General features: G+C 66.1%; 16 protein-coding genes. 9 read left to right on the plus strand and 7 right to left on the minus strand.

The window, feature by feature from the left end; all coding sequences use genetic code 11:
- Positions 1 to 89 precede the first annotated feature (89 nt).
- The 5 genes from HEQ16_15685 (at position 90) to HEQ16_15705 (ending at position 5,838) form a co-directional block, all read left to right on the plus strand.
- Complete coding sequence (locus HEQ16_15685) at positions 90 to 2,717, plus strand: hybrid sensor histidine kinase/response regulator (protein ID MCO4055457.1); 2,628 nt, start codon at positions 90 to 92, stop codon at positions 2,715 to 2,717.
- Positions 2,714 to 3,214 carry a chemotaxis protein CheW gene (locus tag HEQ16_15690; GenBank protein ID MCO4055458.1) on the plus strand — a complete coding sequence of 167 codons (501 nt, stop codon included), beginning with the start codon at positions 2,714 to 2,716 and terminating at the stop codon, positions 3,212 to 3,214. Before HEQ16_15685 ends, HEQ16_15690 begins: the two co-directional genes overlap by 4 nt.
- Positions 3,215 to 3,238: 24 nt before the next feature.
- Positions 3,239 to 3,616 (plus strand): response regulator, encoded by a 378-nt coding sequence (locus tag HEQ16_15695; GenBank protein MCO4055459.1) that lies wholly within the window; start codon positions 3,239 to 3,241, stop codon positions 3,614 to 3,616.
- A gap of 75 nt (positions 3,617 to 3,691) precedes the next feature.
- Complete coding sequence (gene cheB / locus HEQ16_15700; GenBank protein MCO4055460.1) at positions 3,692 to 4,846, plus strand: chemotaxis-specific protein-glutamate methyltransferase CheB; 1,155 nt, start codon at positions 3,692 to 3,694, stop codon at positions 4,844 to 4,846.
- Positions 4,843 to 5,838, plus strand: coding sequence for a protein-glutamate O-methyltransferase CheR (locus tag HEQ16_15705; protein ID MCO4055461.1), 996 nt, complete (start codon positions 4,843 to 4,845; stop codon positions 5,836 to 5,838). The genes cheB and HEQ16_15705 overlap by 4 nt, the downstream gene beginning before the upstream one ends.
- A 133-nt stretch (positions 5,839 to 5,971) precedes the next feature.
- Here HEQ16_15705 and HEQ16_15710 read toward each other — a convergent pair whose 3' ends face one another.
- Positions 5,972 to 6,673, minus strand: a complete 702-nt coding sequence (locus tag HEQ16_15710; GenBank protein ID MCO4055462.1) for a response regulator transcription factor — start codon at positions 6,671 to 6,673, stop codon at positions 5,972 to 5,974.
- A gap of 457 nt (positions 6,674 to 7,130) precedes the next feature.
- On the opposite strand from HEQ16_15710, the gene fliI reads away from it, so the two are divergent.
- Complete coding sequence (gene fliI / locus HEQ16_15715; GenBank protein MCO4055463.1) at positions 7,131 to 8,465, plus strand: flagellar protein export ATPase FliI; 1,335 nt, start codon at positions 7,131 to 7,133, stop codon at positions 8,463 to 8,465.
- 142 nt (positions 8,466 to 8,607) lie between these two features.
- Positions 8,608 to 9,015 carry a flagellar export protein FliJ gene (gene fliJ, locus HEQ16_15720; protein MCO4055464.1) on the plus strand — a complete coding sequence of 136 codons (408 nt, stop codon included), beginning with the start codon at positions 8,608 to 8,610 and terminating at the stop codon, positions 9,013 to 9,015.
- 9 nt (positions 9,016 to 9,024) lie between these two features.
- Here the strand turns inward: fliJ and HEQ16_15725 are convergent, their stop codons facing one another.
- Positions 9,025 to 9,645 (minus strand): GNAT family N-acetyltransferase, encoded by a 621-nt coding sequence (locus tag HEQ16_15725; protein ID MCO4055465.1) that lies wholly within the window; start codon positions 9,643 to 9,645, stop codon positions 9,025 to 9,027.
- 153 nt (positions 9,646 to 9,798) lie between these two features.
- Here HEQ16_15725 and HEQ16_15730 point away from each other — a divergent pair, with 153 nt between their 5' ends.
- Positions 9,799 to 10,845: a UPF0104 family protein gene (locus HEQ16_15730; protein MCO4055466.1), complete on the plus strand. Its 1,047-nt coding sequence runs from the start codon at positions 9,799 to 9,801 to the stop codon at positions 10,843 to 10,845.
- A gap of 10 nt (positions 10,846 to 10,855) precedes the next feature.
- Here the strand turns inward: HEQ16_15730 and flhA are convergent, their stop codons facing one another.
- Together flhA and HEQ16_15740 are read right to left on the minus strand one after the other, a co-directional pair.
- Positions 10,856 to 12,997 (minus strand): flagellar biosynthesis protein FlhA, encoded by a 2,142-nt coding sequence (gene flhA, locus HEQ16_15735; GenBank protein MCO4055467.1) that lies wholly within the window; start codon positions 12,995 to 12,997, stop codon positions 10,856 to 10,858.
- A gap of 147 nt (positions 12,998 to 13,144) precedes the next feature.
- On the minus strand, positions 13,145 to 14,188 hold the full coding sequence (locus HEQ16_15740) for an FkbM family methyltransferase (protein MCO4055468.1): 1,044 nt from the start codon (positions 14,186 to 14,188) through the stop codon (positions 13,145 to 13,147).
- 162 nt (positions 14,189 to 14,350) lie between these two features.
- Here HEQ16_15740 and HEQ16_15745 point away from each other — a divergent pair, with 162 nt between their 5' ends.
- A complete protein-coding gene (locus HEQ16_15745) occupies positions 14,351 to 14,578 on the plus strand; it encodes a hypothetical protein (protein ID MCO4055469.1) in 228 nt (75 codons plus the stop codon).
- Positions 14,579 to 14,644: 66 nt separating this feature from the next.
- On the opposite strand, the gene HEQ16_15750 is transcribed toward HEQ16_15745, so the two are convergent.
- The 3 genes from HEQ16_15750 to HEQ16_15760 form a co-directional block, all read right to left on the minus strand.
- Entirely contained in the window at positions 14,645 to 15,526 is an 882-nt protein-coding gene (locus HEQ16_15750; GenBank protein ID MCO4055470.1) for a transporter, read from the minus strand.
- A gap of 3 nt (positions 15,527 to 15,529) precedes the next feature.
- Positions 15,530 to 17,278, minus strand: a complete 1,749-nt coding sequence (locus HEQ16_15755) for an AMP-binding protein (protein ID MCO4055471.1) — start codon at positions 17,276 to 17,278, stop codon at positions 15,530 to 15,532.
- Between the two features lie 250 nt (positions 17,279 to 17,528).
- On the minus strand, positions 17,529 to 18,890 hold the full coding sequence (locus HEQ16_15760; protein MCO4055472.1) for a sigma-54-dependent Fis family transcriptional regulator: 1,362 nt from the start codon (positions 18,888 to 18,890) through the stop codon (positions 17,529 to 17,531).
- Positions 18,891 to 18,938: the final 48 nt, after the last annotated feature.

Genomic DNA, 18,938 nt, shown 5'->3' on the forward strand with positions numbered 1-18,938 from the left:
TGCCTGCTGCGGGCCGAAATCAACTGATCATTCACCCTTCTTCGCGATGGTCCGGCCACGAGTAACATGCGTGGTGTCGATCGTCGATCATGGACGACCTGCTTCAAGAGTTCCTGACGGAGTCGCACGAGCACCTCGACACTGTCGACAGGCAGATGATCGAGTTCGAGATCGATCCATCGAACGACCAGATCGTGCGCAACATCTTCCGGCTCGTGCACACGATCAAGGGCACATGCGGATTTCTCGGCCTGCACCGGCTGGAAAGGCTCGCCCATTCCGGCGAGACGCTGCTGGGCCAGTTGCGTGACGGAGTGCCCGTCACGCCAGAGGCGGTGACGCTGATCCTGGCCTCGATCGACCGCATCAAGATGATCCTCGGCGGCCTGGAGCGCAGCGGCGCGGAGCCTGCCGGCAATGATGATGACCTGATCGCCGAGCTTGAGGCGATCAGCGCCGCGCTGAAGCCGGCCACCGCAAAGCTGTCGCGCCCTCTCAAGCCCGACGAGGTTTCGCTCGATGAGCTTGAGCGCGCCTTTCTCGAAGCGGAAGGCCCGGACGAGAGCGTTTTCGCCCCGGCAGCCCCGGCTCCCGTGATGGCTTCCGCATCTGCCGCGCCCGCTTCGCCAGCCCCGGCCCCGGCCCTGCCGGAGCGCAGCGTGGATGAAGCACCGGATTCGCGCATCGCAGCGCAGACGATCCGCGTGCAGGTGGGCACGCTCGAGCACCTGATGACCATGGTGTCGGAACTGGTGCTGACCCGCAACCAGCTGCTCGAGATCGCGAGGCGCACCGACGACGACGCCTCCTTCAAGGCGACGCTCCAGCGGCTATCCCACATCACGGCCGAGCTGCAGGACAACGTGATGAAGACGCGGATGCAGCCCATCGGCAATGCCTGGAACAAGCTGCCGCGCATGATCCGCGACCTGTCTGCGGAGCTTGGCAAGAAGATCGAGCTGATCCTCGAAGGCGCCAACACCGAGCTGGACCGGCAGGTCCTCGAGCAGATCAAGGACCCGCTCACCCATTTGGTGCGCAACGCCGCCGATCACGGCATTGAGCTCCCCACGGAGCGCATGCGCGCCGGCAAGCCCGAGATCGGCCGCATCAGGGTCAGCGCCAGCCATGAGGGCGGGTCGATAAGCATCCGCATCGCAGACGACGGCAAGGGCCTCGACATCGACCGGATCCGCGGCAAGGCGCAGGAGGCCGGCCTCGCCAACCCTGCCGAGATTGCCAGGATGACCGACGCGCAGGTTGCGCGCTTCATCTTCCATGCAGGCCTCACCACCGCCGCCGCCGTGACCAATGTCTCCGGGCGCGGCGTGGGCATGGATGTCGTGAAGTCGAACATCGACGCCATCGGCGGCACGATCGTCATCACCTCGGAGCCCGGCCACGGCGCCACCTTCGTGGTCAGGATTCCGCTCACGCTGGCCATCGTCTCGGCGCTGATCGTGGCCATTGGTGAACAGCGCTATGCCATTCCCCAGGCCGTCGTGCGCGAGTTGGTGCGCGTCCGGCCAGACTCCAGCCACACCATAGAACGCCTGAACGGCGCCAGCGTCCTCCGGCTGCGTGAACGGCTCCTGCCGGTGGTCTCGCTCTCGAAGGTCCTGGCCAGCGAGTCGATGTCCGAGGATAACGGCTTCGTCGTGGTGACGCAGATCGGCCAGCAGCAGTTCGGCATCCTGGTGGACGGCGTGCTGCAGACCGAGGAAATCGTCGTCAAGCCGATGTCAGGCAGGCTCAAGGCGATTCCGCTGTTCTCGGGCAACACCATCCTCGGCGACGGCGCCGTCGTCCTCATCCTCGATCCCAACGGGCTGGCGCGGACGGTCGGCAACATCGAGCCGAAGGAGGAAGCCGCCGAGCAGCAGGGCGCAGAGGCCGGCAAGGCCGGCGAGGGATTGCAGACCATCCTCGTCTTTCAGGGCGGGGGCGGCGCGCTGAAGGCGGTGCCGCTCTCGCTGGTGACGCGGCTCGAGGAGATCGACGCCGCCAGCATCGAGTATGTCTCGGGCCGCGCGCTCGTGCAGTATCGCGGCCGCCTGATGCCGCTCATCCCGGCCAGCGAACGGCTGGAGCTCCAGCGCGATGGGCTGCAGCCGCTCGTGATCTTCTCCGATGGCCACCGCACAATGGGGCTCGCCGTCGAAGCCATCGTGGACATCATGGAGGCGCGCGCCGACATCGAACTGGCCAACGCACAGCCCGGCGTGCTCGGCTCGGCCGTGATTGGCGGCCGCGCCACGGAGATGATCGATCTCGCGCACTATCTGCCACAGGCCTTCCCCGATTGGCTCACAAGCGCCCGCCCCGCCCCGGGAAGCAGCCGCGATGTGCTTCTGGTCGAACAGTCCGAATTCCTCCGCGAGATGCTCGCCCCGGTGATCCGCGCCGCCGGCTATCATCCCATCTGCTGCGCCGGAGCTGACCAGGCGCGCGCCGCGCTGGGCGCGGCGCGTCCGCTCGCCGCGATCATCGTCGATGTCGAACACCCGGCGAGCGGCGGGCTTGAGGTGATCGCCGAAGCGCGGGGCAAAGGCCGGCACGCAGACGTGACCTTGCTGGGGCTCGCCTCCGCGCCTCATGTGGCGCTGATGGCGCGCAGCGTCGACGCCGGCCTGCGCGACATCATCGGCAAGTTCGATCGCCATAGCCTCATGGCCGCGCTGGGCGCACTGCCTGACACCACGAGGAAGGCAGCATGATCGCCAGCAGCGCTCCCGACACCGCGGCGCCTCGCGCAGTGCAGGTCCACGCGCTGGCCGACAGCGATCTCGAGTACGTCACGCTCACCATTCGCGACCAGACCTTCGGGCTGCCCATCGCGGATGTGCACGAGGTCTTCGCCACTCACCAGATCACCACGGTGCCGCTCGCCCCCGCGGCCATCAAGGGCCTGCTCAACCTGCGCGGGCGCGTGGTGACGGCGCTGTGCATGCGCACCCTCCTGGGCCTGGGCGATGCCGGCGCTGTCCCCGAGTGCATGGCCATCGGCGTAGAGATGGAGGGCGAGCCCTTCGCGCTGCTGGTGGACCGGGTGGGCGACGTCATGCGGCTGCCCCTCGCCACTCTGGAGCCCAACCCGATACACATCGACGAGAATTGGCAGAATTTATCGCGCGGCGTTCACCGCCTTGAAACCAGTATCCTTGTAGTAGTGGACCTTGGGAAGATCATTGCCAGCCAGAGCCTGGCTTCGTGACCGTTTTCTGGAAGGACAGAGGCCGTGAAACATTGCCTGGTCGTCGATGACTCCGCAGTCATCCGGAAAATCGCCCGGCGCATCCTCGAAGGCCATTCCGTCCGCGTGACTGAAGCCGAGGATGGCCAGCAGGCGATTACTGCCTGCAAGCAGCGCATGCCCGACGGCGTGCTGCTCGACTGGAACATGCCCGTGATGGACGGATACGATTTCCTGCGCGACCTTCGGCAGATGCCCGGCGGCAAGGAACCCAAGGTGGTGTTCTGCACCACCGAGAACGACATCTCCCACATTGCCCGCGCCATACATGCCGGCGCCGACGAATACATCATGAAGCCTTTCGACAGCGAGATCCTCGCCTCGAAGTTCCAGCAGATCGGCATGATCCAGGTCGAATCCTGATTCGGACGCGCCCCGCGCGGGGCAGCCGACAGAACGCCGGGCAGCTTGACCCAGAGCGTGACGCCAAAGGGCTCCATGTCTTTTTCCGCAACCGTTTCCGACGCGCATGGAGCGCCTGCATCGGCCAAGGTGCTGATCGTCGACGATTCGGTCGTCGCACGGGGCCTGTTCAGCCGCTGGGTGTCCGAAAACCCCAGGCTCGCGGTTGCCGGCGTCGCAGCCGACGGCATGAACGCGGTGCGCTCTGCGGCGCAGCTTCAGCCGGACATCATCATCCTCGATCTCGACATGCCCGTGATGGACGGGTTGACGGCGCTGCCCGAAATCCTCAACGCCAGTCCGGCCAGTTCCATCATCGTGGCCCCGATCCTCACCGCCCGCAGCGCCGGCCTCGCCATGCAGTGCCTGTCGCTGGGCGCGGTGGACATCCAGCCCAAGCCTGAAACCAACCGCGACCTCACCATGTCGCTCAGCTTCCGCGAGGAGCTCATGCACAAGCTCGAAGGCCTGATCGGCGCAAACCCGGAGGCGCAGCGCCCGCGCCCCGCCACGGCGGCCGCACCGGGGCCCATCGAAACGCAGCGGCGCGAGCCTGTCCGCGTCGAGGCCCGCGAGGCGGCGCCCTCGCTGCGGCTCGACGTCAAGCCGCGCATCCTGCTGATCGGCTCCTCCACGGGCGGGCCCAGGGCTGTGACCCGGTTGCTCGCAGACCTTGGGGAGCCCGCAGTGCGCCTGCCCGTGATCGTGGTGCAGCACATGCCCGCAGGTTTCACCGTCTCCTTTGCCGAGCAGCTCCGGGGCCGGCTGGGCCGCCCCGCGCGCGAGGCGGTGCATGGCGAGGCTCTCGTGGCGGGCGGCATCTATGTCGCCCCAGGGGGGCGGCACCTGCGCCTCGACAAGGTCGATGGTCAGCCACGCCTGCTGATCGAGGACAGCCCGCCGGTGAAGTTCTGCCGACCTTCCGTCGACGTGCTGTTCAATGACGCAGCCCATGTCTTCGGCGCCAGCGCGCTCGGCGTCATCCTGACCGGCATGGGATCGGACGGCCTTGATGGCGCGCGTCGGCTTCGGACTGCGGGCGCCCGGATCGTGGCTCAGGATCAGGCCTCAAGCGTGGTCTGGGGCATGCCCGGCTCGGTCGTGCGCGAGGGGTTGGCGAATTGCGTGCTGCCCATCCAGTCCATGGGTGGGTTCATCACGGCGGCGCTTCAGGCAGGAGCGCGCTCATGATCGAGGCCGACGTCACATTCCTGCGCGATCTCCTGCTCAAGCGTTCGGGCCTGTCCCTGTCGGCGGACAAGCGCTATCTGCTCGAAAGCCGCCTTTCGATGGTCTGCCGTCAGTTCGCTGTGCCCGATCTTGCCACGCTGGTGCGCCAGGTGCGGGCCGGCCACGCCGGCCTGACCACGGCCGTGGTCGAGGCAATGACCACCAACGAGACGCTGTTCTTCCGCGATGGCGCGCCGTTCCGGAATTTGCGGGAACTGCTGCTGCCGGCCCTCATCAAGGCGCGGGAGGCGGAACGCACGATCCGTATCTGGTGCGCGGCCGCCTCATCGGGCCAGGAGCCCTATTCGATCGCGATGGTGCTCGACGAGATGGCTCCCCAGCTTCTCGGCTGGCGCGTGGATGTCCTCGCCACGGATATCTCTGCGGAGATCATCGAAAAGGCGCGGCAGGGCTACTACACCCAGTTCGAGGTGCAAAGGGGCCTGCCCGTGCAGCTGTTGCTCAAGCACTTCACACAGGATGGCAAGCGTTGGCGGGTCAGCGAGCAGCTGCGGCGCATGGTGACCTTCAAGCAGCACAACCTCGTCAACCCGCAAGGCTCGCTCGGCAGATTCGACATCATCTTCTGCCGCAACGTGCTGATCTATTTTGACCTGCCGACCAAGGCCCGGGTCTTCGACACGCTGGCGCGGCATCTGGCGGCGGACGGCTTTCTGACGCTGGGCGCCGCCGAGACAGTGATGGGCGTCACGGAGGCCTTCATCAGCGATCGCGCCACACGCGGCGTCTATCAGCTCGCCCCGCCCCGGCCGCCACGCCGGCCAGCGCCTCCGCCGGCTTCCATGGGAGCTTCAATGGCAGCTTCCTTGGCAGTTTCCTTGGCAGCGCCGACGCGAGGCGCCACGCCGCCGCTGCCGGCGCGCCCTGGAGCGTCAGCGAGGGCGCGGGCGTCGTCGCTGGTTGTCGTCGGCTCCGGCCTTCGCTCCAACTGAACCCGCCAATCGGGTCGCCCCCCCCCCCGCAAGGGCCGCGAAGCCGAAACGCCGCCAGACAAGCAAAACCCCGCGCAAGGCGGGGTTTCTGGCGAGCCTATCGGCTCATTGTCGGTGATGCGGGGGCTTAAGCTCAGGCCGTGATGCGCTCTTCCGCCTCGGAAGGCTCGCGCAGCACGTAGCCCCGGCCCCACACCGTCTCGATGTAGTTCTTGCCGTCCGACGCATTGGCGAGCTTCTTGCGCAGCTTGCAGATGAACACGTCGATGATCTTGAGTTCGGGCTCGTCCATACCGCCATAAAGGTGGTTCAGGAACATTTCCTTGGTGAGCGTCGTGCCCTTGCGAAGCGAGAGCAGCTCCAGCATCTGGTATTCCTTGCCGGTCAGATGCACGCGCTGGGCATCCACCTCCACCGTCTTGGTGTCCAGGTTCACGATCAGGTCGCCGGTGGTGATGACAGACTGGGCATGGCCCTTCGATCGGCGCACGATGGCGTGGATGCGCGCCACCATTTCGTCCTTGTGGAAGGGCTTGGTGAGATAGTCGTCGGCGCCGAAGCCGAGGCCGCGGACCTTGTCCTCGATGCCGGCGAGGCCTGACAGGATGAGGATGGGCGTCTTCACCTTCGCGACACGGAGGCTGCGCAGAACTTCGTAACCCGACATGTCGGGCAAGTTCAGATCAAGAAGGATGATATCATAATCGTAGAGCTTGCCCAGGTCGACGCCTTCTTCGCCAAGGTCCGTCGTATAGACGTTGAAGCTCTCCGATTTCAGCATCAGCTCAATGCTCTGAGCTGTGGCGCTGTCATCTTCAATCAGCAGAACGCGCATCGGTCGTCGTCCTCGTTCCGGCCCATGGAAAGGCTCGTGATCAATCAGTCCCTCAAGCGCCACACCGGCAGCTCAAGCCGAATCACGCACCCGTGAAAACCCCACGCGACACGCTACGGACACAGTGGTTAACAAAGTGTAAGTCGCCTGCGCAAGTCCGTCATGTCGTTGCGAGTCAACAAAGAATCGATTTTCGACCGATCCTCCGATTTCGCCGCGCCACGGGCTTCCTTGCCTGCGGACAGGGCTTGGCTGGCGCTTTCGCATGGACAGCCGCACCTCTGACATGCTCACTCTTAAGGAGGCGGGTAAACGAATCGTTTACGCAGGATGCCCCCGCGAAGAATTAGTCAATGTCCCTCGCAAGTTCTCAGATGATGTGGCAGCGGCGCATGAGGCCGCGCTTCCTCGGGCCAGTCGCCTGCGCGCGCCCTGGCCGTGGCACGGCCGATTTGGCATGAGCGCGGATCGCACGCCCCGGCTGACAGCGCTCGGTGCGGCGCTCGACGGGATCGGCCAGATCAACGTGTTCGGCCGCGTGGCCGCGGTCAAGGGCCTGCTGGTCGAGATCGCCGGACCCATCGGCGCGATGAGCCTGGGCGGCCGGCTGGACATCGAGATCGGCGCGGGCGTCGTCGTGCCCTGCGAGATCGTGGGCTTCAACGGCGAGCGAGCGCTGGCGATGCCGTTCGGGCCGCTCGAAGGCATCCGCCGGGGCTGCCCTGCCCATGTACGCCGCAGCCATCCCGGCACCAGGCCCTCGCGCGCCTGGCTCGGCCGCGTCATCGATGCCTTCGGGCGGCCGATCGATGGCGGCAGCCCCCTGCCCGAGGGCGGGCGCATCTATCCGTTCCGGGCCGACCCGCCGCCCGCCCATGCCCGCAAGCGGGTCGGCGCCCCGCTCGATCTGGGCGTGCGGGCCATGAACGCCTTCCTGACCTGCTGCCGCGGTCAACGCATGGGCATCTTCGCCGGCTCCGGCGTCGGCAAGTCGGTGCTGCTCTCCATGCTGGCGCGCAACGCCGCCTGCGATGTCTCGGTGATCGGACTGATCGGCGAGCGCGGCCGCGAGGTCCAGGAGTTCCTGCAGGACGATCTCGGCGATGAGGGGCTCGCCCGCTCGGTCGTCGTGGTGGCCACCTCCGACGAGCCCGCGCTGATGCGCAAGCAGGCGGCCTACATGACCTTCGCGCTTGCTGAATACTTCCGCGATCAGGGCGCGCAGGTGCTTTGCATGATGGATTCGGTCACGCGCTTCGCCATGGCCCAGCGTGAGATCGGGCTGGCTGCGGGCGAGCCGCCCACCACCAAGGGCTACACGCCCACCGTGTTCAGCGAGTTGCCGCGCCTGCTCGAGCGGGCGGGGCCCGGCACCGAGGAGGGCGCCATAACCGGGCTGTTCACGGTGCTGGTGGATGGCGACGATCACAACGAGCCGGTGGCCGACGCGGTGCGCGGCATCCTCGACGGGCACATCGTGATGGAGCGGGCCATCGCCGAGCGCGGGCGCTACCCGGCCATCAACATCCTCAAATCCGTCTCCCGGACTATGCCGAAGTCTGCCGATCCGCTATTCTGGCCCATGGTGCAGAAGGCGAGGCAGACGCTCGGCACCTATGCCGACATGGAAGAATTGATCCGCCTCGGCGCCTATCGGCCCGGCTCCTCCGCCGAGGTCGACGAGGCGATCCGGCTCAACCCTGCGCTTGAGCAGTTTCTGCGGCAGGGCAAGGATGAGGCGTCCACATTGTTGCAGAGCTACGAGATGTTGGCGGAGATCATGGCGCAGTGAGCCTGCATCGAATTCGCCTTGCCGGTAACGAAGGATCAACCTCCCCGGAGCATAATGCCCTTGTCTCGCGAAGGTCAGTTCAAGTGGCAGGGTCGCTCATGTCGGGCGGAGTTGCCAGCGTTTGGGGAGTTAAAGGACCATCATGAAGTCGCGTGAGACCTTGATCCGTCTCAAGCGCTTCCAGGTTGACGACAAGCGTCGCCGGGTTGCGCAAATCGAGATGATGATCGCTGATTTCGAGCGGATGGCCAACGAGCTTGATCGGGAGATCAAGGCTGAGGAGGCCCGCTCAGGCATCAACGACACCAGCCACTTCGCCTATCCGACCTATGCCAGGGCAGCAAAGACCCGCCGCGACAACCTCCAGCAATCGGCGGACAATCTCAAGGGCCAGCTCGACGAGGCCAAGGCCGCGCTCGCCGAGGCCTTCGAGGACATGAAGAAGGTCGAGATCCTCGACGATCGCGAGAAGACTGCCGACCGCGCCGTTCAGAGCGCGCGCGATCAGGCAACGATGGATGCGATCGGCCTGCGCATGAACCGGCTCTGAAGCCGCGCCTCACGCTTCGATCAAGGGAACATGCGGCGCCGCATCGCGCCGCATGACGCCGTTTAGGCGAGGGTCGTCGCAGATTTCGATCTGCACCTTGCACGGCACGAAGCCCGAGCTTCGATAAAAGGCCAGCGCCCCGGGATGATCGAAGCTGCAGGTATGCAGCCAGACGCGCTCGACGCCCGGCCGCCACGCCAGCTTGAGCGCCCGGTTCATCAGCCAGCGCCCGGCGCCCTGCCCGATTTCGCTTTCCAGCAGGCCCAGGAACACGATCTCGCATTCGCCGTCCACGCGTCGGTCGAGTTCGAGCAGGCCGCAGTCGCGCCCGTCACGCTGCACGACAAAGGCTTCCACGTCCGGATCAGCCAGGATGCGGCCAAGCTTCGCCGGCGCGATGGCGAGGCGGCTGAACCACATCCAGCGCTCCCCGAGCGCGCGATAGATCGACAGATAGCGCGCGACAGCGGCGCCATCGATCCGTTCGAGCGACAACTGCGCGTGGACATCGCCATTGCGGGCGGCAGGGGGCGCGGCGCGCATCTCCAGATGAGTCACCACTGCGGCGATCTTGCCGGGCGGAACATCGCTGTAGCCGTCAAGGTTGAGAAGGGTTGCGCCGGTGATCATGCGGCTCTCCATGCATCAGCTCTGGCTCTGCGGTCGCCAGCCGTTTCGTGATGTGCCAGCCTGTTCCGATCCGCAACCCCGTTCAAGGAGCCGTCCATGCCTCGCTGCCCACGGGCCATCGCCCGCATCATCTCCAGCCGCAGCGCCTGACGCATGGGAGACCGGATCCGGAGCCTCATCTGGCCGCTGATCGGCATCGTCGCCGTGCTGTGGTCCACAAGGCTGCTTTACCTCAAGCTGAAGGCGGAGGCCGCGACCGACCCCGCCGCTCTCGCGAAGCTCGATCAAGGCGGGCTGATCGGCAACATCGGCGTGATCGCGCGGGTCATCGGCGGCCGGATCTCCGAAATCGAGCCTGCCGCGATGGCGCTGGCGGTCGCATCCGCCGTGCTCGCCTATCTGGCGCTGGCCTGGTACGACAAGATCGCGCTGATGCATCTGGGCCGGGACAAGGGCATCTCCTTTCCTTACGTGGCGCTCACGGCCTTCGTCACCTATGCGCTGGCGCACAACATCGGCGCCTCCGTGGTCTCCGGCGGGGCGGTACGCTACAGGGCCTACACCGCCAAGGGCCTGTCTGGCGCCGAGGTCGCGATCCTGGTGACGCTGTGCACCCTCACCTTCCTGTTCGCGACCGCGCTGATGCTGGGGCTGGCGCTCGTGCTTGCGCCCGATCTTCTTGCGCCGCTGACCCGGCTTTCGCACTGGTTCGCCGTGTCGGACCTGACCGCGAGGCTGGTGGGGCTCGGCCTGCTTGCCTTGTCGGCGGCCTATGCGGCCGGCGCCTTCCTCGGTCTCAAGCCATTGAAACTGAAAGGCGCGCTCGTCGCCTATCCATCGCCGCGCATCGTGGCGCTCCAGGCCGTATTCGCCCCGCTCGAGATCATGGGTGCGGCAGGCATCATCTATTTCGCGTTGCCCCAAGCCGGGCACCCTGGCTTCTTCCTCGTGCTTGGCGCGTTCCTTCTGTCCTTCTCCGCAGGGCTGATCAGCCAGGTTCCTGGCGGCGTGGGCGTGATGGAGGTGGTGTTCCTGGCCCTCATGCCTCACGTCCCGGCCTCCGCCGTCTTCGCGGCGCTGCTGGTCTGGCGGCTGCTCTATCTCATCGTGCCGCTGATGGTGGCGATACCGGTCGTGCTGCTCTTCGAGCGCGCACGCTACAAGGCCGGGCGCGCGGCAGGGATGGCTGCGAAGAGCTGATGCGCCAGGCTCATATGCTGCCCACGGTCTTCAGCCGTGCGCGCGGGTGGATCTCCGCCTGGGCCAGCACAGGTGTCTCGCGCCTGAATCGCTCGATGATCTGGCGCACGAAGGGCCGCGCATGGCCCGAGCAGACCAGAACCGGCATCTCGCCCATGCGCGCCGCCTCGTCGAAGCGCTCGCGCACCACCTTGACGAATTCCTGAAGCCGGGACGGCTGCATGGTGAGGTGGCGGTTGTCGCCGTCGCCGACGATCGCATCGCCGAAGGCGCCCTCCCAGGCCGGCGAGAGCGTGATGATGGGCAACTGCCCATTGGGCGCGGTGTACTGCGCGCAGAGCTGCCGGCCGAGGCGCGAGCGCACATGCTCGACGATGTCGCGCGGGTTCTTCATGGAGCCGGCCGCTTCGGAAATGCCCTCGATGATGTTGCCCAGATCGCGCACCGAGACGCGCTCGGCGAGCAGGAGCTGGAGCACGCGCTGGATGCCCGTGGTCGAGATCAGCGCGGGGACGATCTCCTTCACCAGATCGGCGTGCTCCTTGGGCAGCTCGCGCAGCAGCTTCTGCGTCTCCACATGGCTGAGCAGCTCCGGCATGTTGGCCTTCAGCACCTCGGTGAGGTGGGTGGACACCACGGTCGCCGCATCCACCACCGTGTAGCCGCGCAGTTGCGCCTCGTCGCGCAGCGCATTGTCGATCCAGGTGGCGGGCAGCCCGAAGGTCGGCTCCAGCACATGCTGGCCCGGCAGGTCGACCTGCCCGCCCATCGGGTCCATGCACATGAACTGGTTGGGGTAGATGACGCCGGTGCCCGCGTCGATCTCCTTGACCTTGATGATGTAGATGTTGGCTTCCAGCGCGACATTGTCGACGATCCGCACGCTCGGCATGACGAAGCCGAACTCCCCGGCCAGCTGGCGGCGCAGCGCCTTGACCTGCTCGGTGAGTCGGTCCTCGCCGATCGATCCGTTGACCAGCGGCAGAAGACCGTAGCCGATCTCGATCTTGAGCTCGTCCATCTTGAGGATGTCGGCCATCGTCTCCTCGCGGGAGGCATCGACCGAATCGGCGGCAGGGCGGCCGGCTGCGGTGTCCTGCGCTGCCTTCGCCGCAATCTTGGCCGCGCTGGTCACCTTGTCGAACTTCCAGGCAAGATAGGCGGCCCCCGCCGCAAGCGTGGCGAAGGGGATGAAGGGGATTCCCGGCAGCATGGCCATGACGCCCATCACCCCCGCAGACATGCCGAGGGCCTTGGGATAGCTCGACATCTGGCGCACCAGCGCCTTGTCGGCCGCGCCGCGCACGCCAGCCTTGGACACCAGCAGGCCCGCCGCGGTCGACACGATCAGCGCCGGGATCTGGCTGACGAGACCATCGCCGACCGAAAGGGTGGTGTAGGTGGTCGCCGCCGCGCCAAAGCTCATGCCGCGCTGGGCGACGCCGATCAAGATGCCGCCGATGACGTTGATGAAGGTGATGATGATGCCGGCGATGGCGTCGCCACGCACGAATTTGGAGGCGCCGTCCATGGCGCCGAAGAAGGATGCTTCATCTTCCAGGGCCGTGCGGCGCCGCCGCGCTTCATCCTGGTCGATCAGCCCGGCGGACAGGTCTGCGTCGATCGCCATCTGCTTGCCCGGCATCGCATCCAGCGTGAAGCGCGCGGCAACTTCCGCGATGCGCCCCGAGCCCTTGGTGATGACGATGAAATTGACCAGCACCAGGATGAAGAAGACGATCACCCCGATGACGAAATTGCCACCCATGATGAAGCCGCCGAAGGCCTCGATCACATGGCCGGCCGCATGCGGACCCTCGTGGCCATTGCTCAGGATCAGGCGCGTCGAGGCGATGTTGAGCGCCAGCCTGAGCATGGTGACCACCAGCAGCACAGTGGGGAAGGACGAGAATTCGAGCGGCTCCTCGATGAACAACGCCGTCATCAGAACCAGCACCGACAGGATGATCGACACGGCCAGCAGCATGTCGAGCAGCAGCGGCGGCAGCGGCATGATGAAGACGACAAGGATGCCGACGACGCCGAAGGCGAGCAACAGATCGGGTCTGCGCGCCAGGATGCCGATTTGGCCCATGGTCGGCATCTTCATGCCGCCGGCCAGCGGCGCCTTGCCCACCGTCGCGTCGCTCATTGTCCGCCCCAAACCGGTAAGGATGCGGTCTTGTCACCGCGCCGCCCGGGCCGCAGCGCGCAGCCTTGGGCGATAGGCAGAATTTGCCGCCGGCATGGTTAATGAACCGTGAAGGCGCAGCTTGCGGAAAGGTCGCGGCCGCCCCGCTCAGTCCATGATGAAGCCGCCATCATGCGCTGCCGCTATCCGTCCCAGCGCGGCGCGGAACATGTCGGTGGTCATCATCGCACGCAAGGCCTGCTCCAGCGTGGCGCCGGTGAGGTCGCCGGGCTCGTAATGCTCGATCTCGGCGCCAAGCCACAGATGCGCGAAGCGCTGGAGCGCCTCGCGCCCGGCCGGCGCCGCCATGTCCTCGCCCGTCATGTTCTTGGTCAGGAACCCGAAGATGGTGGCGGGATCGACCAGCGGCAGCGATGTCGGGTCGAGGCCCGCCAGCGCCGCGGCGAGCACATGGTCCGGATGGCCCGTCTGCTCATGGGCGCGGCCATGGTCGAACAGATGCCGCACCGTGCCCCAGTCCTGATAAGCGGCCGGAATGCGCGGCGCCAGCTCCATGGCCTCGCGCGCCCGATACCAGCGATTGAGGCCATCGAAGAAGGCGGGCTCGTAGTCCTCGGCCAGCAGCAGGGGCTCCCAGGACTCGTGCGAAGGTTCCATCGTGCCGGGCGCGACTGCCTCCACCAGAACGATCCGGGGCCGGTGCCGGCTCCAGTCATGGCCTGCGATGACGTCGGCCTCGGCGCCCTCGACATCGATCTTCAGCCAGTCGATGCGCCTGGGCGCATGAAGGTCGCAGAGCGCGGCCAGCGTCGTGACCGGGCGGCTTTGCGTGGCGTAGGAAGCGCCGAACTGCGCCGCGCCCCTGGCATTGCTTTCCACCATTGTGGAAAAACCGTGCAGCCCATCGACGGCATGGAATTCTGCATGGCCAGGACGCAGCCCAACCAGGCAATCGAGCGCGGTGTCGCGTGGCCTGATCGCGGCGTAGAGCCGGTGCAGTTGCGCCTGCGGCTCCACCACCAGCCCGCGCCAGCCCCTGAGATAGGCCATGAACGAAACATTGTCCGCCACCGGATGGCCGCCGCCGATATCGATGTAGAAGCCAGGCGCCTCCCCGGCGAAGATCGCGGCGAGGTGCATGTCCTCCATGTTCTGCGAATAGGACAGATCCATCGGGCTTTGCACTTTCATTCAACGGACGCTCAACGTAAATTGTTTAGGGTCCATGCAGCAAGGGCGGGAAGGGTCGCCCTCCGGGGGCTGGAGGAAGACATGTAACGCGGCACTTTCCTGACCGCACTGATTGGTGGCCTCGCAGCCATCGCCCTGACGCCGACCCTCACCCAGGCGGCGGTGTCCGCCCCCGCTCCGGCTCCGGCTCCGGCGGCCCCGGAGGACCGTCCCAGGGCCATCGAGCTTTCGGCCGACGACAAGGCCATGCCGGACGAGGCCGACAAGGCCTACAGCCAGTATGGATACCGCCCCGTGCGCCACGTCAGGCATCGCCCTGTCCGTGTCGTGCGCCGCGCGGTGAGGCGCGTCTATGTGCGCCGCCCCGTCCGCGTGCTGCGATTCTATTGATACTGGGCTGAAGGCGCTGCGGCGGCGCTGCGCTTGCAGGGCCGCAGCGCTGCCATTGCGTCTGCATTACAGCAGGGAGTCGGGCAGTTTCTGCTGCGAGCGGTCGTTGATGCGCCTGTACCAGAGCGTCAGCAGCGTCGCGTTGATGACGATGAACAGAGAGTAGAGCGCCGGCACGGCGATGATGCTCTGCTGCTGCACGCCCGTGAAGCTCAGCGCCACGATCGCGAGCGCGAGAGGCCCGTTCTGGATGCCGATCTCCATCGAGATGGTCTGCGCATTGCGCGGATGCAGCTTCAGCAGGGCGCTGAAGGCATAGCCCGCGGCAAATCCGAGCAAGCCCAGACCGATCACGGCGGCATACACCGAGATTGGCGTGCTCATGAGGAACTGCCAGTTGCGCGGCACCCAGGACACCATGATGAACAGGATGAAGAAGATCCCGAGCGCGCCGCCGATCAATTCCACCATGGCCCCGACATTGGCATTCCAGCGACGCAGCGCCATGCCGATCAGCACGGGAACAAGCAGGATGACCAGCGTGCGCACGATGTTGTCGGCAGGCACGGAGATGCCCAGCCCCGTCGCGTAGACCACGATCAGCAGCGGGATGAGCACCACGCCGAACACTGTGGAGTTCACGGTCATCAGCATCGACAGGGCCAGGTTGCCCTTGGCGAAGTAGGTGAAGATATTGGACGTGGTCCCCCCGGGCATGCACGACATGATGATCAGCCCGATCTTCACTTCAGGGGTGAGCGGCAGCAGCAGCGCCAGCGTGAAGCCGATCAGCGGCAGGAAGCCGTATTGCGAGACAAGCCCGATGAAGAGGCCGAAGGGCCTGCGCAGCGAACTCTTGAAGTCCTGAGGAGTCAGGGCCGCGCCCATGCCGAGCATGATGACGCCCATCATCAGCGCCAGAAGTGTCTGTTCGAAAGCTCCGACCATGGTTCAGGCTGCCTTCATCGGAGCGGCGGCGGCTTTGGACGCCGCCTCGGCGCGCAGGTCCTTGCGCAGGATCTTGCCGACATTGGATTTCGGCAGCTCGGGCCGGAACTCCACGAACTTGGGCGCCTTGTAGGCGGCCAGCAGGGCCTTGCAGTGGGCCTTGACCTCGGCCTCCGTCAATGACGGATCGGCCGCCACGATGAAGGCCTTCACCGCCTCGCCGGCCGCGCCGTCCGGCACGCCGACGACGGCGACCTCGCGCACGGCCGGCAGGCGGGCCAGGCAATCCTCCACCTCGTTGGGATAGACGTTGAAGCCCGAAACCAGGATCATGTCCTTCTTCCGGTCAACGATGCGCAGGTAGCCGTCCGGGTCCATGGTTGCGATGTCGCCGGTGCGGAAGAAGCCGTCCGCCGTCATCACCTTCTCCGTCTCGTCAGGCCGCCTCCAGTAGCCGACCATGACCTGTGGGCCCCGCACGCACAGTTCGCCGGGCTCGCCCATGGCCACGGCATTGTCCTCCGCATCGATGAGGCGGATCTCGGTCGAGGGCACGGGGATGCCGATCGAGCCCTCGCGCGCCTTCCCGATCGGGTTGCCGGTCACCACGGGCGAGGTTTCGGTGAGGCCATAGCCCTCGATGACATGGGTTCCCGTCATGTTGAACCAGCGTTCGGCCACCGCGCCATGCAGCGCCATGCCGCCGGCGAAGGAAGCCTTGAGATGGCGGGGCGGGTTCTCGCTGAACCAGAACTCGTTCATGAGCCCGTTGAAGAGCGTGTTCACGCCGACGATCCAGGTGATGCGGTAATTCTCGAAGGCGCATTTCAGATTGGAGAGCGGCCTCGGATTGGGCACGAGGATGTTGCGGTTGCCCAGCCAGAAGAAGCCGAGCAGATTCAAGGTGAAGGCCAGGATGTGGTAGGTCGGGATGGCGGTCAGCACAACCTCCTCGCCCTTCTTCATGTGATGGTCGACGAAGGTCATGGTCTGGGCGACGTTCATCACCAGATTGCCATGCGTCAGCATGGCGCCCTTGCTCACGCCGGTCGTGCCGCCGGTATATTGCAGCGCAGCCAGCGCCGTGCCGTCGAGCGAGGCTGTGTAGCTCTCGACCGCCTTCTTTTCGCCCTGCCGCCTGGCCTCGCCCGCGGCGATCGCGTCGGGCAGCCGGATATGGGCCACGGCGATGGGCGGAATCGACCGGTCCCAATGCTTCTGGATCAGGCCGATCACGCCCTTGACCATGGCCGGCATGAACTCGGCCACGCGCGTGACGATGATGTTCGGAACCGTGCAGTGCTGAAGCGCCTCGGTCAGCTTGTCCGCGAACATGTCAATGACGACCAGCGCCTTGGGCTCGGCATCGGCGAATTGCCGGCCCATCTCGTCTGCGGTGTAGAGCGGATTGACGTTGACCAGCACGCAGCCGGCCTTGAACACACCGAAGGCCACGACCGGGATTGAGAGCGAATTGGGCGCCTGCAGCGCCACACGGTCGCCAGCCTCAAGCCCGGCCACCTCGCGCAGATATACCGCAAACGCATCGGACAGCCTGTCCACCTCGGCGAAGCTGAGATCGCCATACATGCCGTTGGGCATCACTACGGTGTAGGCCGTGCGCTCGCCATAGAGCCGGGCCGAAGCGCTGATCAGTTCAGCCACGGTGCGGAACGGCGGAGCCTCGATCTCGGGGGGGATCCCCGCCTGATAAAATGCAAGCCAGGGCCTGGCGCTCCTCGGCTCTGTCATCGATACCCCTCCCGGTTATTCTTCTCGTTGAACCGCCAGATAACACAGTCGGCTCAAAGATCGAGATAACAGGGAAAATATGTAAATAGAGCACAGCGAAGGCCTGCCGCGTCACGACAGGAGACGGCGGCAGATCATGTCTTGGCGGGCATCTGGCGCACTGCCCGGCCCGCTCGCAAAGGCTCGCAGGGCTGGCCTCGCGGCCGCCGCCATCACGGCCAGACCCTGCCTCCGTTCGGGTGCGCGCGCCTCAGGCGCTGGCGCGCATCTGCCCCGGCTCGGCGACGGCGATGCCGATGCTGGAGTATTCGTTGAGCTTGTTGCGCAGGGTGCGGATGGAGATGCCGAGGATCTTGGCGGCGTGGGTGCGGTTGCCGAGGCAATGGTCGAGCGTGTCGAGGATCAGGTTGCGCTCGACATCGGCCACGGTGCGGCCGACCAGAGAGCGGGTCATGGCCTCGGCCGTCTGCGCCGCCCTCTCCGCCACTGTTCCAAGCCCGCGCCCCCCCAGCGCCTCGCCATCGGGCGTGCGCAGCGCGTCGAGCCCGATCTCCATGCCGCTCGCCAGCAAGGTGGCGCGGTGGATCGTGTTCTCCAGTTCGCGCACATTGCCCTGCCACGGGTTGAGGGTCAGCGCGCGCCGCGCCTCGGCGTCGATGGGCCTGAGCGGCAGCCCGTTGAGCTCGGCATACTTGCGGGCGAAATGATCGGCCAGAACCTGCACGTCCTGCGGGCGCTCGCGCAGGGCCGGCATCTTCAGGTGCACGACATTGAGCCTGTAGAGCAGGTCTTCGCGGAACGTTCCCTTGCGCACCTCGTCGGCCAGGTTGCGGTTGGATGTCGCGATGATGCGGATGTCGACCTTGACGGGCTGGGCGCCGCCCACGCGGTCGATCATGCGCTCCTGCAGGGCGCGCAGCAGCTTGGCCTGCAGCCGCACATCCATCTCCGAGATTTCGTCGAGCAGGAGCGTGCCCCCGCTGGCCTCCTCGAACTTGCCGATGCGCCGCGCCACCGCACCGGTGAAGGCGCCCTTCTCATGACCGAAGAGCTCGCTTTCGAGCAGGTTGTCGGGGATCGCCGCGCAGTTGACGGCCACCATTGGCCGATCGCGGCGGTTCGACTTCTGGTGCAGGAAGCGGGCGATCACCTCCTTGCCGGTGCCGCTTTCTCCCGTGACGAGGACCGGCGCCTCGGAGCGCGCCACCTGTTCCGCGAGCTTCACCACGCGTTCCATCGCGGGATCGCGCCAGACGAAGCTTTGGCTGTCATTGGCCACGGCTTCGAGCACGGCCGCGATCAACTCCGGATCGGGCGGCAGCGGCACGTATTCCTTCGCACCCGCCTGGATGGCGGCGACCGCGGCGCGCGCATCCGTGCCCGTGCCGCAGGCCACGATCGGGGTCCTGATCCGCTCGGCCTCGAGCGCATCGACGAGGCTGCGGATCGACAGCGCCACGTCGACCATGGCGAGGTCAGCGCCCTTGGTGCGCAGCACCATCAGCGCCTGTTCGATGGTGTCGGCCTGCGAGACCGAGGCGCCGCGCGAGACGGCGATCTTGGCCGCTGTAATGAGTTGGCCCTTGAGGCTTCCGACAATGAGCAATCGCATGGTTCAGACCTTTCAAAAGGACGGGACGCCCCCCATCCCTCAATGACG

This window comes from Bosea sp. (in: a-proteobacteria) (assembly GCA_023910605.1).
In the GTDB taxonomy this organism is placed as follows: Bacteria; Pseudomonadota; Alphaproteobacteria; order Rhizobiales; family Beijerinckiaceae; genus Allobosea.